Below are 11,093 nucleotides of genomic sequence, written 5' to 3' on the forward strand. Positions count from 1 at the left end.
CTTTAAATCTTGCTAATCAAAATTTACCTGCCAGAGTGGTTCAGACGCCGCAGGGTTTTCCAGCTTTTGCAGGTAGCCAAACCCACACTCATCAAGCACCGACTCAAAGTCATAGCGGTCCCGCGGGTCTTCCTGCGCAAGCTGGGCTTGCAGGGCATTTTTCACCCTGACAGCCACATGGGGCCTTGCATACGCGTACCAGAGGTTGTGGGCTCCGCGCATTCTTGCCAGTTCGGCGCGCTTGTCCCCGCTCATCTTCGTGTAGAATTTGTTCATTATCTCGATGTTGACGTCCTCCCACGAAGGCGTGCGCCAGTGTGCCACGCAGTCAAAGCCGTGGCCATCAAACTCGGCGGAGAGGCTTATGCCCTGATCTAGTGTCGTAATTATGACATCCGTGCTTTTTGCAATAGGGTCGCGGTAGTCCTGCCCCGGCTCCATCCAGGCCACGAATATTACGTCATAACGTTTATCGATCCAGTGCGCGTCCGATATTACGATATAGTCTTGTTTTTCGATGCCAAGGCTGTAAAAGATGCTAGCGTCCCTCTCCATGCCCTCTGCTCCCGGCAGAAGTTCTCTAACGCGCTTCAAGAAATCGCCATAGCCGCAGCCCACGTCAAGGTAGCTCGGGCTCTTGTTCACCGCGGTGGCGATTGAGACGACGCGCCTGACATCAATCTTCCTGTAGGAAAAATAGGTTCCGGAAAAGAAAGGAAAGCTGTACCTCTCATGGTGAGGCGAGATTGCGCGTGCCCTGTACTGCTCGAGGGACTTTATCGCATTGCGCAGATCTTGTGTAAAAAACGGCACTAGTCAAACATCACTTCCCAGAGCTTTCTTGCCTTGGTGAGCGTGGATAGCTCTTCCATGTAGCCAAACCCACACTCATCAAGCACCGATTCAAAGTCATAGCAGTCATTTGCGTTTTCAGCTGCAAGATGCGCCTTCAGTCCCGCCCTGACGCGCTCTGCAAGATCGGGCCTTGCGTAGACGTACCAAAAGTTGTGGGCGCTTCTGAGCTTTGTTAGTTGTTCATTTCTCTCTACAGTGAGCGAAGGAGTGTAGTACCTGTTCATGAGCTCCGCGTTGACGTCGATCCATGACGGCGTGCGCCACCACGCGACTTGCTCAAAATCAAACTCGTCGTACTCACAGCCGCCGTTTATCCCGCATTGGCCGCCCGCGTCAAAGGTCGTTATCACGCATTTCGCGGCCTTAGCGATTCGGCTTCTAAAGTCCGTGCCGGGCTCCATCCACCCGACAAACGCCACGTCGACTGCCGGGCACTGCTCGGCGCCGGCAATCTCCACATAATCGGGCTTGCGCGCAAACTCGAATATGCCTCCCTCCTTTTCGATCCCTGTTGCCTGCGGCAGGTATCCGCGCACTTTTTCAAGAAAGTCGCCATAGCCGCAGCCCACGTCAAGGTAGCTCGGGATTTCATCGATTGCCCCTGCAATGGCGACGACGCGTCTCACGTCCACTTTGCGGTACGTGAAATACGACCCCACAAAGAACGGGAAAATGTAACGCGCGTGACGGGCAGGAGGATTCTTGCCCAGAAACTCCTGGTAGGCGGTGTACGCCTGTCTTAGTTCCTGAAGCTTGAAGGGCACACCATGCACACCATGCGATCCCTATATTTTACTTGGCGCGCAGCAAACGTCGATGTGCACCACATAACACCGTTTACAGAACCCCAAAACGCTTATTAAGTTGCGAACATAAAACTTGTCCTATGGTTAGGAAATTCGACGACTGGTGGAAGACTGTTCCAGCTGACTTAAAAGCAAAAGCTCGCAAGGGCGACGAGGCGAACAAGCCATTGCTCAACCAGATTAACTATGTTCTTCTGCACCTGCATCTGGCCGGCAAGCACGACGCCAAGCCGAGCCATGAAGAACTGAAAGACTGGCTGCACAGTGGTCAGGTCGACGTCCTGAGAGCAGCAGTTAAAACTGGCGGAAAGTAACTCTTTTCTCTTTTCTCTTTCTTTTTCATCCTTTCAATTCTTCCAAGCTCAACGATTGTTATAACAGCGTTTTGAGAAATGCATAGGGTTTAAATAGTTTCGAGCATTGTTCTTCGATTAGTGATTTAACAGATGCCAATTGCTATACTTCCAGACGTAGATGAGCAAAGATGCATCGGTTGCGCACTTTGTGTAGAAATCTGCACCGCACTCGGTCCAGACGTACTCAGAGTCAAGCCGGTGGAAGGATGGAAGAGGGGTAAGGCATTCGTGTTCTATCCAGAAAGATGCATTTCTGACGGAGCTTGCATCGGCGTGTGCCCAACACACTCTATTTTCTGGATGAGGCCAATGGAATACACCCCCGGACAACCAGTCGCGCTGCACAAGAACGGTGTGTTCAGCAAGGGCTGGGAAGAAGGCTAAGCGTCCCATCCACTCTTTTCCTTTTTCCTTTTTCAAACCTTATCTAGTCGTATGTCGATAATTATCGTAATGTGCGACTACATGCACTATGATTTGCCGCGAAAATACAGGGCCAGAAAACAGGTCGAACCGGAACCTGAATTGGAACAGGTAGAGGAAAAACCGATACTGATCAAAGCCTAGAATAGGTGTCTGCCAGCCTGAGAGGCTCGGGCAGCCACTCTCCTTTCTTTGTCATGCTTCTGATTATGGCTACCGCCGATTCGAGGGATATCCTGTGGCCGACACTCACGTACAGCTTTTTCCTGCCCGTGACGACGCAGCCCAGAATCTCGCCCCCGAGCTTTATCTGACCATTGCTTTCCGTTCCGCAGAGCATGCTCTTGGCGACGCCGATTGCCGGCTTGTCCAAGGCAACACCCAGATAGCACGCAAGGCCGCACCTGCGAGGGTGTAGCCGGCCGTGACCGTCAACCAGCAGCAGGTCGTAGCGCTTGAGCTTTTTTAGCGTGCGCAAGGCCGGACCTGCCTCGCGCAGCATGAAGAGCCCGGGGATGTACGGGTGCCTTATTGCGCTTTTAGTGGTTGCGCGCTCGACGACGTTCAGCTCGCGATCGACTACTACTGCGGCGCACTGCGCCACGCCGCTACCATACGAGACGTCGACGCCGCACACAAGATCTATTTCCTCAAAATCGTCATGCGCGACCACCTTTCCTGCAACCTTTAACTGCTGCGTTGTCGCAGATTGCGGGGTGGATGGGAGCCTAAAGCCTTTCAATGACGTGGTCAGAATAATCTTCGACGCGGGCATTTAGCTTTGCTTCCGCCATAGCCTGTTTCATGAAGGCGTCGGCGACTGTAATAATCTCGTCAAAGTTGTTATTTGCAGTAAAGCTCTTCAGCGACTCAACGAACGTGGGGTAATTGCTGGAGTCTCTTTCTACCCTTGCAGTCACGTTGTGGGACGCCGGGAAAACGTCGGATATCTCTGCCGGGATAACGCCGAGGAATGGGTTGTAAGTCGCAAGCTGCGCTCCAGGGAATTTCTTTACAAGCTCTCGAAAACCCCGCGTCGAGTAAAATGGATGGACCTCGCCCTCCGGGAACAGCATCAGGGTTTTTTTCTGCGACCTAAACTCTGAAGTAAGCCGCCTGTACCTTCGCGCCTCGGGCCTGTGCTGGTCAATTGCATCGAAAAAGAATATCGCTTTTTCCTTGAAAGCCGCCGTGCCTTCTGCAAGGTACCCGAATTCGTCGCTTGCAAAAAGCTGTACTGCCTCCATCAGCTTGGGATGCGCGCGGGCCTTCTGCATGACATACTCCCACAACCGGCCGTCCATTATCGCCTGCTTCGTCGCGTCCACCTCGGCTTTCAGCACGTGCAGGTTGTGCTTTGCCACCTCTAACATCCTGCGCTCCTTAGGAAGGGCGCGCAGCTCATCTGCAGTGTACGAGACGCACACGGCGCACTGGCAGGGAAGATACGCGAGTTCGCCGAGCCTCACGGTCCCCCCAGGATGCATGTACCTATCATCCTTGGCGTAGAGCATGTAGGACGCCGAGTCAAACGTGTCGCAGCCCAAAGCTATTGCAACCGGTATCGTGAGGGGGTGGCCCGCGCCAAATAGATGGATGGGCTTTGACGGTACGGCCTTCTTTGCCCTTGCTATCATGCGTGCAAGTGTCGCAAACTCGTACGCCTCCATCAGCTCGACAGGACTACCAAGAGCCATGAACTGGAACCCCATGCCGTCAAGTGCCATTGCGGACTTTTCCACCAAGTCGAAATGCTCGGCGCCCTGCACCGGCCCGACCCACACCGCGTCCGTGTCGCCCACTACACGCAATGTTTCTTTGCTATTTTCAAGCGTAATGTCCACATACTCCTTGGCGCGCTCGTAGGGCAAGCCGTAGCCGGTAGGCTTGTCCAGCGGAATCGGTATGTCGCTTTTGATGTCCTTCTCAAACTGGGCCATCGTGGCCGGCTCGACTTCTACGGATCCATATTCCAACACCTGGTAGCCGCCCGAGTCCGTCATCACCACCCCGTCAAATCCGATGATGTCGTGTATGCCACGCCTACGGGCCTCGTCGCCGTACTGCTTGAGCGTGATGTACGCATTGGTGATGACAAGGCCAAAGCCCATATCTTTCAGAAACTGCGGGCTTATTGTCTGTCTTACAGGGTGCACCACGGGTACGAATGCGGGCGTCTCCACGACGCCGTGGGGCGTTTCGAGCCTGCCTATGCGGGCCGCAAGATCCGTGTACCGGACCTCGAACACTACTTCTTTGTCTCCCTCATGAACTCGTCAAAGACCGACCTGACCCTGTCAGCAGAGAGGCCGGTTCCCTCCTCGACGCCCGCCTGCGTCACCTTTATCTTGTCCATCACGATGATGGCACCCACGTCCTCGCGGATCCTGACAAGCCCGGGGAACACCCGCGCAAGCCTGTCCGCAAGTGCCTTGAAGTCGAACGGCTTTTCCATCAGGCGTATCTCCTTCACGAACGCGCCGTTCAGGATCATCTTCCGGATGCCGTGACCTTCCACGTTGTCCAGCACCACGTCAAGTTTGTCGTCCACACCTGCAAGCGTGCCGTTGTAAACCTTGTTATCAGATGTCTCTACCGCGACTTTCTTGCCAACGAACTGAAGCGTCTCTTCACCAAATTTTCTTGCTACAACTGCTGCCATGACACTCTCAACCGCTCGGTTGTATATATACGAATTTTTGGCCTAATATGCAAAAAACCGCTGCACTTCCTCTTCAGAAACGACTGCAAGCCAGTCAACCGTGCCCGCGCGCTTGGGCTTTTTCTTTTGCACCGTTGCAACAATGTCGTCGGCAGTCTGCTCAGGCTCCTTGCCCGTCGTGTCAAACTCGGCAACTTTGCGCTTGCCAAACGCCTTTACCGAATCGTACAGTGATATCCCGAGGATCTCGGCAGAGACATTCTCATTTATCTTTTCCCGCGCATAGCCGCGCTCTTTCAGGGTCTCCTCGAGCCTAGCCGGCGAGCGCCTTAGGACTACGACCACGTCGATACCCGCAGTCTTCAAGACATAGGGCGCAAGGTGGCCCACTACCACAAACTTGCCTTTCTTTTTCAAAATGCCCGCAAGCAATCTGCCAAGCTTTTTCAAATCAACCTCTAACCCCTTGGCAGTCTTGGCAGCGATCGCTTCGTTGTCAATTGCTAGCTTGTTTATGTCCACCACCTCTGCCTTCAATCGCCCTGCGACGAGGCGGGCACTCGTATGCTTGCCCGTGCCCGGGTTGCCCGTTATCACTATCTTCAATCAGGAACCCCTCCGCTCGCCCGCTATTTTTCGCTATAGGTTTATCCACACGGTCCTTGAAAATACACTGTGAAGACGTGCGAGTCGTGCGGCAGGGTCTGGTTCTACTCTCTCAACTTTATCTTTTCAAAAACGATCTGCAACGAATGCTATCTGAGCTTAAAAGAGAGAGAGGAGCGCTAGCCTTGCTGGTTTCCGCACTTTGTGCAAAACCGCGCATTTGCCTTTAGCTTTTGGCCGCAGCTGACACAGAACCTGCCTTCCGGCTCCAGCGTCTCCCTGTCAAGGGGCGTCAGCTTGGGGGGCGCCATCTGTTTGGTTGGACCCGAAGACGCGCCACCGTACATGTCAGTTACTGCACCGGTGGGCCTGAACGTGTCGTCGGTGTCTGGCACAAACTCGGAATTGCTCTTTGCACCCTTTTCCTGTATGTACATAATCAGCCGGGGCACCTGCTCCTTTCCGCCCTGCGCACTGACCTGCTCGCCAAGCCAGAGCGCGAACTTGCGGAGTGTCATCTCGGGCGTCGAGAACGTGAGAGTATGTGTGGACATGTAATCATCAGTTGCTGCCCTGCCGTTGAAAACCTTGGCCATACTATCCGGTGCAGAAAGTCGCTATTAATTATTGCGACCTGCCGCACTTGCTGCAGAACTTGGCCTGCGCCGGTATGGCTGCCCCGCATATTATGCAGTTCTTGGTCGATTTCTTGGGGAGCTCGATGTCCACCGGCTTGAACGTGGGCTCGACTTGGGGCGACGGCAGAGTGTAGCCTGCAGACGGACCTGCTGTGCCACCTGCGCCTACAAATCCACCTATTCCAAAGCCGGCCTGCTGCGGCGGGCCTGCTGCAAAGCCCCCGGTCGGGCTCTTTATCGGCGTTCCCTTGTCAAGCACCCCTTTTATCTCGAAAATCACCCTAATGGCAAGAAAGTTCATCGCCGAGGTCGCGACGAGGTAATCGCCTATCTTGGCGAAATACTCTTTCTCGTTCATCTTGCCCTGTTTGTAAAGCTGGGTGACGTCTAGGAATGCCTCGTACATGTTCTGCGTGTCATCTGACAGCTGCTTTAACTTCTCTGAAAGGCCGCCAAACGTGTCGACGCCAAAGGACATGACAAAAAAGAGTCGTGTGGGACTTAAAAATGATTCCCGCTAGTAGTGGCCGCGGTTGCCGCCATAGCCGCCCCTTCTCTGGCCGCCATAGCTCCTGTTGCCCCCGTAACCACTGCGCCTTTCGCCGCCATAGCCGCCCCTTCTCTGGCCGCCATAGCTCCTGTTGCCCCCGTAACCACCGCGCCTTTCGCCGCCATAGCCCCCTCCGCCATAGCCGCCACCGTACGACCTGCGGTAGCCTCCGACGGTGGCGATGCGTGGTTGCGCTGCAGGAACTGCGATGCCAAGCTCGTCGTTCAGCCTGCGTATCGGGAGCGTAGTCCGCTCGAGTATCCGCTCAAAGTCGGCCGTCCTTTCAGCTGAGACAAGCGATACGGCCTTGCCTGCACCGCCAGCCCTCGCAGTCCTTCCTATCCTGTGGAAGTACACGTCGGGCTCGTCCGGGACGTCATAGTTGATGACGTTGCCCACTGCCGGCACGTCGATGCCCCTTGCCGCAATGTCTGTTGCTACCAGGATGTCTTCCGTGCCCTTCCTGAACTTGAACATGGCGTTGTCGCGCTGGCGCTGCGTCAGGTCACCGTGTATTGCGATTGCGGAAAAGTTTTCGCGTCTGAGCTGGTACGCGACCCTGTCTGCCCGCGATTTCGTTGCGGCAAATACTATGGTTTGCGCCTTGGCGTCCTTGTTCTGCTTGATAAAGTTGCACAGGTGCTTGAACTTTTCTCGCTCCTCGACTATGAGGTACGACTGCTCTATTGTGTCAAGCGTCACTTCCTTCTGGTTGAGCCTGATGTGCTCTATCTCCTTCATGTACTCCTCTGCCAGCCTCAAAATCTCGGGCGGCATGGTGGCGGAGAACAGGCACGTCTGCCGTTCATCGCTGACGTAGAACAAGATGAACTTGATGTCGTCAATGAATCCCATGTCAAGCATCCTGTCTGCCTCATCCAAGACTACGAACTTGACGTCGTCAAGTATTATCGACCCCTGCTTAATGTGGTCTATGAGCCTGCCAGGCGTAGCGACTATTATCTGCACGCCCCGCCTAATCTTCTCCATCTGGATGTTAATGCCCTGGCCGCCGTATATGGCGACCGTCCTTATGCCTGTGTACTTTGCAAACCGGCTGATTTCGTTTGTCACCTGCACCGCAAGTTCCCTTGTCGGCACAAGCACCAGTGCCTGGACGGGGCCCTCGTTGCTTACTCGGGCCAAAATGGGCAGTCCAAATGCTGCCGTCTTGCCGGTCCCTGTGTGGGCCTGCCCAATCACGTCCTTGCCTTCCAAGACGAGCGGGATAGCTGCTTCTTGGATGGGGAAAGGCACTTCAAATCCATTCTCGCTGAGCGCCTTGGTTAATTCTGCGCTCAGACCCAATTCTTCAAACGTCTTTGTCATATTTCTCACTTTTTCTGTTTGTTTTGTCACAAAAGTCTGACGTCATCGTTTCCTGCCGTAAAACCTTTGTCTGTACCTTTGTAGATTTTACAAGGATATAAGGCTAGCTAACCACGGTTCTGTAGCATCTGCGGCAGTTGAGGGGGTTCTATAGGGATGTAACAAAGCAGCAGGTATTCAGCTATTGCGTAATTCATTAATAGCTAGCTAGTTGGGTATCCTCATATTCCTCATCGGAAAGGTGCACTTCATACCTCTCACCAACGAGCAACCACTCCATCATAATCCGCTCTTGCTATCGTTGGCAGGATTACTATCCTTCTTGCCTTTTGCCTGTATTGACTCGTCCATCTCGTCCAACCCTTCGTTAAAGTCTGACGGTTCAGACTTTGGCTTCTGCTCTTTGTTTACGTAATCCTCTATCGACATGTTTGTGTGCTTTGGCTCTGGCGGAGGAGCGTCCGAAAGACGGTAAAGGACGCTGTTCCCGCGCTTCTCTACTTTGACGATCCACCCTTCTCTTTCAAAAATCGCGAGCAAGATTTTACCTCGTCTCTTGGTTCCGCCTTCAAATACACGGTTGTCTCTCTTTAGCAGCTGCATCAGTGAGAAAGTTCCGTCTGCGCTAGCACGCGCCAGCTCATTGATGATCTTCCAAGCCTTGGCAGCCCAAGAATCAGGGTCATGTATTGAGCCAGTATAATACAATTCTGGGTCAGGGCTGGATTGAGACCTTATTCTCGCAGCGTAATCCTGTAAGTCTATGCTGCCGCGAAAATAATCATAGATGCTTTTCTTCTTAACACGACTTGGATTGTCAGGCGGCGTGAACCAATATTCAAAACCCTCAGGGTCAGGGAGATAATTTTGGACTACTTCCGGCGTGCTTGGCGTATTGATGATTGGTACATTGTTCGCGATGTCCCTTGCCTGCGCAAGTTTTTCAGAAGTCTCTGGTATGCTGTAAGTCCTCTGCCGTTCCGTTTCGTCCAACTTAAGCACGCCCATGTCCATCAGTCTGCGCAACGCCAAGTCGAGATTTCCATCAGCGTGATGCCCTGCACGCGCCTTCAACGTCGATTCTAACATGCATGGGGAACCCATTACCGACAAAATTTGAATAGCAATCCATTGCATCCATTTCTCGACCGAAACCATGCTGCCAGTAAGCTGACTGTCGTATATATTAAGCTATGCCATATACGGCATTCAGATGCCACTATGTAGTATTTATATGTGCCGTATATGGCATAAGTTTATATAGCTACAAGCTGCAGCTATGTATCCACATGGAATCTTCGGATAGACAAGAGGTGGAATACAACAGAGATACACCGCTGGAAGGAATATTCCGAAATTCTGTAGCTAGAATCCTAGATTTCCTTATCCTGAATCAGGATTTCGACTATTCGCCAGCAGAGATGAGCCGTATCACAGGAATACCTCTACGAACCGTACAAAGAGCTGTCGCGCATTTGGTAAGCAAGGATTTGATCAAAGAAAATCGACCGATCGGCAATACCACAATGTATATTCTCAATTTGAAATCACCAATGGCTCTAGCACTTCGAGATTGCATCAGGACTGCAATAAACCAAAACGTCGATCGACTCATTCAGGCCAAAACTGCAAAGTAAGGTCTTATGGAGACTGCGCCGCCATCACTTCCACTTTTTTTCCTTTGACAATAAATTTGATATTTTCAGGCTCGCCTAGAGCCTCCATAACGGGTTTTGGAATAGTACTGGAATAACCTCTTTTATCGACAAAATTAACGCCTACTTTGAACTCAGTGGCATCTTTTTTCCATTTTGGCATGGCTAAACTTTGTCACCGTGGTATTTATTAATATCTACGTATATAAACATATCTACGTAGACACCAAAAGGTTTATAGCTTGGGCTATTCTATATCTACGTAGATATGATGAGCCGACTGACCCGCGAACAAAAGGCTGAACAAATCGCCCAGATGCAGGGCGCGGTGACTAGGATAAACGAAAACACCTACTCGGTCAAGTCGCAATCTGGCAGCGGCGATTATGAGGTCATTTGCGGGATATTCGGCTTTGCTTGCTCATGCCCCGACCACACGTATAGGAGCGTGAAATGCAAGCACATCTTTGCTGTTGAATATAGTCTGAAATTAAGAGAGCAGGTAAAGGCCAACACTGTAATCGCTGTGCTCAATCTGTCAGCATGCCTTTTCTGCACTTCAAAGAATATCATCAAAAGCGGCATAAGGCACAACAAGCACAGCGGCGACATTCAAAGGCTGTACTGCAAAGACTGTGAAAGGTACTTTACAGTCAATCTGGGATTTGCAGGAATGAAGGCACCGGCGCAGGTTATCACTGCGGCAATGCAGCTTTACTTTACTGGCGAATCCCTCAGAAACGTGCAGAAGTTCCTGAGGTTGCAGGGCTATCAAGGCAACCACATGACCGTGTACAGGTGGATAAAGAAGTACGTAAAGCTGATGGAAAACTATCTCGAAAAGATAAAGCCACAAGTGTCTGACGTTTGGCGGACTGATGAAATGTACTTGAAAGTCAGTGGCAACCTGAAGTATTTGTATGCTATAATGGATGGTGAAACACGTTTCTGGATTGCTCAGCAGGTAGCGCACACCAAATACACGGAAGATGTCAGGCCATTGTTTAAAGAAGCGCGTGAAGTCGCTGGTAAAAGGCCAATGACATTGATAAGCGATGGAGCGCGGAATTTCGAGGAAGTTTGTAGGCGAGAATACTACACTATGGCCATGCCAAAAACCAAGCACATTAGGCACATACACATCTCAGGGGACAAAAACAATAACAAGATTGAGAGGCTGAACGACGTGGTACGCGACAAGGAAAAGACCACG

At 52.1% G+C, this 11,093-nt stretch carries 15 protein-coding genes; 4 read left to right on the top strand and 11 right to left on the bottom strand.

Annotation, left to right across the window (positions count from 1 at the left end):
• Nucleotides 1–12: 12 nt before the first annotated feature.
• Entirely contained in the window at nucleotides 13–813 is an 801-nt protein-coding gene (locus VGA14_RS07585) for a hypothetical protein (RefSeq protein WP_331003152.1), read from the bottom strand.
• Nucleotides 813–1,619, bottom strand: coding sequence for a hypothetical protein (locus VGA14_RS07590; protein WP_331003153.1), 807 nt, complete (start codon nucleotides 1,617–1,619; stop codon nucleotides 813–815). Before VGA14_RS07590 ends, VGA14_RS07585 begins: the two co-directional genes overlap by 1 nt.
• A 122-nt stretch (nucleotides 1,620–1,741) precedes the next feature.
• On the opposite strand from VGA14_RS07590, the gene VGA14_RS07595 reads away from it, so the two are divergent.
• Nucleotides 1,742–1,975, top strand: coding sequence for a hypothetical protein (locus VGA14_RS07595; protein ID WP_331003154.1), 234 nt, complete (start codon nucleotides 1,742–1,744; stop codon nucleotides 1,973–1,975).
• 132 nt (nucleotides 1,976–2,107) lie between these two features.
• Entirely contained in the window at nucleotides 2,108–2,401 is a 294-nt protein-coding gene (locus VGA14_RS07600) for a 4Fe-4S dicluster domain-containing protein (protein ID WP_331003155.1), read from the top strand.
• Between the two features lie 172 nt (nucleotides 2,402–2,573).
• Here the strand turns inward: VGA14_RS07600 and VGA14_RS07605 are convergent, their stop codons facing one another.
• The 8 genes from VGA14_RS07605 to VGA14_RS07640 all read right to left on the bottom strand — a co-directional run bounded on the left by VGA14_RS07605 (nucleotide 2,574) and on the right by VGA14_RS07640 (nucleotide 9,383).
• Nucleotides 2,574–3,215 (bottom strand): endonuclease V, encoded by a 642-nt coding sequence (locus tag VGA14_RS07605; RefSeq protein WP_331003156.1) that lies wholly within the window; start codon nucleotides 3,213–3,215, stop codon nucleotides 2,574–2,576.
• Nucleotides 3,169–4,689: a tRNA guanosine(15) transglycosylase TgtA gene (gene tgtA, locus VGA14_RS07610; protein WP_331003157.1), complete on the bottom strand. Its 1,521-nt coding sequence runs from the start codon at nucleotides 4,687–4,689 to the stop codon at nucleotides 3,169–3,171. Before tgtA ends, VGA14_RS07605 begins: the two co-directional genes overlap by 47 nt.
• On the bottom strand, nucleotides 4,689–5,102 hold the full coding sequence (locus VGA14_RS07615; protein WP_331003158.1) for an Lsm family RNA-binding protein: 414 nt from the start codon (nucleotides 5,100–5,102) through the stop codon (nucleotides 4,689–4,691). Before VGA14_RS07615 ends, tgtA begins: the two co-directional genes overlap by 1 nt.
• A 42-nt stretch (nucleotides 5,103–5,144) precedes the next feature.
• Nucleotides 5,145–5,699, bottom strand: coding sequence for an adenylate kinase family protein (locus VGA14_RS07620; protein ID WP_331003167.1), 555 nt, complete (start codon nucleotides 5,697–5,699; stop codon nucleotides 5,145–5,147).
• A 188-nt stretch (nucleotides 5,700–5,887) separates the two neighbouring features.
• Nucleotides 5,888–6,304 (bottom strand): zinc ribbon domain-containing protein, encoded by a 417-nt coding sequence (locus tag VGA14_RS07625; protein WP_331003159.1) that lies wholly within the window; start codon nucleotides 6,302–6,304, stop codon nucleotides 5,888–5,890.
• A 28-nt stretch (nucleotides 6,305–6,332) separates the two neighbouring features.
• On the bottom strand, nucleotides 6,333–6,824 hold the full coding sequence (locus VGA14_RS07630; RefSeq protein ID WP_331003160.1) for a hypothetical protein: 492 nt from the start codon (nucleotides 6,822–6,824) through the stop codon (nucleotides 6,333–6,335).
• Between the two features lie 39 nt (nucleotides 6,825–6,863).
• Nucleotides 6,864–8,225 (bottom strand): DEAD/DEAH box helicase, encoded by a 1,362-nt coding sequence (locus VGA14_RS07635; RefSeq protein ID WP_331003161.1) that lies wholly within the window; start codon nucleotides 8,223–8,225, stop codon nucleotides 6,864–6,866.
• A gap of 279 nt (nucleotides 8,226–8,504) precedes the next feature.
• Nucleotides 8,505–9,383, bottom strand: coding sequence for a hypothetical protein (locus VGA14_RS07640; protein ID WP_331003162.1), 879 nt, complete (start codon nucleotides 9,381–9,383; stop codon nucleotides 8,505–8,507).
• Nucleotides 9,384–9,514: 131 nt separating this feature from the next.
• Here VGA14_RS07640 and VGA14_RS07645 point away from each other — a divergent pair, with 131 nt between their 5' ends.
• Nucleotides 9,515–9,862 carry a hypothetical protein gene (locus VGA14_RS07645; protein ID WP_331003163.1) on the top strand — a complete coding sequence of 116 codons (348 nt, stop codon included), beginning with the start codon at nucleotides 9,515–9,517 and terminating at the stop codon, nucleotides 9,860–9,862.
• Nucleotides 9,863–9,866: 4 nt separating this feature from the next.
• Here the strand turns inward: VGA14_RS07645 and VGA14_RS07650 are convergent, their stop codons facing one another.
• The gene (locus tag VGA14_RS07650) at nucleotides 9,867–10,043 is read right to left on the bottom strand and encodes a hypothetical protein (protein WP_331003164.1); all 177 of its coding nucleotides are present in this window, start codon (nucleotides 10,041–10,043) and stop codon (nucleotides 9,867–9,869) included.
• A 105-nt stretch (nucleotides 10,044–10,148) separates the two neighbouring features.
• Here VGA14_RS07650 and VGA14_RS07655 point away from each other — a divergent pair.
• Nucleotides 10,149–11,093, top strand: a 945-nt coding sequence (locus tag VGA14_RS07655; RefSeq protein ID WP_331003165.1) for a DDE-type integrase/transposase/recombinase, incomplete at its 3' end; no start/stop codon positions are given.

Source organism: Nitrososphaera sp. (assembly GCF_036397675.1).
Taxonomy (GTDB): domain Archaea; phylum Thermoproteota; class Nitrososphaeria; order Nitrososphaerales; family Nitrososphaeraceae; genus Nitrososphaera.

What these genes read in the sequence shown, in the direction of transcription:
- VGA14_RS07640 (WP_331003162.1), bottom strand. Translation starts at nt 9,383, where the DNA reads ATGGTTTCGGTCGAGAAATGGATGCAATGGATTGCTATTCAAATTTTG.
- VGA14_RS07605 (WP_331003156.1), bottom strand. Translation starts at nt 3,215, where the DNA reads ATGCCCGCGTCGAAGATTATTCTGACCACGTCATTGAAAGGCTTTAGG.
- VGA14_RS07625 (WP_331003159.1), bottom strand. Translation starts at nt 6,304, where the DNA reads ATGGCCAAGGTTTTCAACGGCAGGGCAGCAACTGATGATTACATGTCC.
- VGA14_RS07630 (WP_331003160.1), bottom strand. Translation starts at nt 6,824, where the DNA reads ATGTCCTTTGGCGTCGACACGTTTGGCGGCCTTTCAGAGAAGTTAAAG.
- VGA14_RS07650 (WP_331003164.1), bottom strand. Translation starts at nt 10,043, where the DNA reads ATGCCAAAATGGAAAAAAGATGCCACTGAGTTCAAAGTAGGCGTTAAT.
- VGA14_RS07635 (WP_331003161.1), bottom strand. Translation starts at nt 8,225, where the DNA reads ATGACAAAGACGTTTGAAGAATTGGGTCTGAGCGCAGAATTAACCAAG.
- VGA14_RS07645 (WP_331003163.1), top strand. Translation starts at nt 9,515, where the DNA reads ATGGAATCTTCGGATAGACAAGAGGTGGAATACAACAGAGATACACCG.
- VGA14_RS07600 (WP_331003155.1), top strand. Translation starts at nt 2,108, where the DNA reads ATGCCAATTGCTATACTTCCAGACGTAGATGAGCAAAGATGCATCGGT.
- VGA14_RS07615 (WP_331003158.1), bottom strand. Translation starts at nt 5,102, where the DNA reads ATGGCAGCAGTTGTAGCAAGAAAATTTGGTGAAGAGACGCTTCAGTTC.
- VGA14_RS07595 (WP_331003154.1), top strand. Translation starts at nt 1,742, where the DNA reads ATGGTTAGGAAATTCGACGACTGGTGGAAGACTGTTCCAGCTGACTTA.